Below are 246 nucleotides of genomic sequence, written 5' to 3' on the forward strand. Positions count from 1 at the left end.
GCAATCCCCACCGCTGATTACCAAACGGTTGAACAAATTGACCCTGCTCTTGCTTATTTCAAAGAAAAAGGCGCGCCAATTGTAATAAAAGCCGATCGCCTAGCGGCTGGTACAGGCGTGATTGTAGCAATGAACGACCCTGAAGCTGATGACGCTAGTCGCGGTCTGCTGGCAGGTGATGCGGTTCGCGAGGCTGGCAGCCGTGATGTCATCGAAGCGTTTTTAGAAGGCGAGGAAGCTTCGTTT

Annotated in this window: 1 pseudogene; it reads left to right on the top strand. The window is 52.0% G+C overall.

Features of this window, described 5'->3' with window-relative positions:
• A pseudogene (locus tag CWC17_RS19145) lies at nt 1–246 on the top strand (phosphoribosylamine--glycine ligase); the annotation flags it as partial.

The sequence above is a fragment of the Pseudoalteromonas sp. S3785 genome (assembly GCF_005887365.1).
In the GTDB taxonomy this organism is placed as follows: domain Bacteria; phylum Pseudomonadota; class Gammaproteobacteria; order Enterobacterales; family Alteromonadaceae; genus Pseudoalteromonas.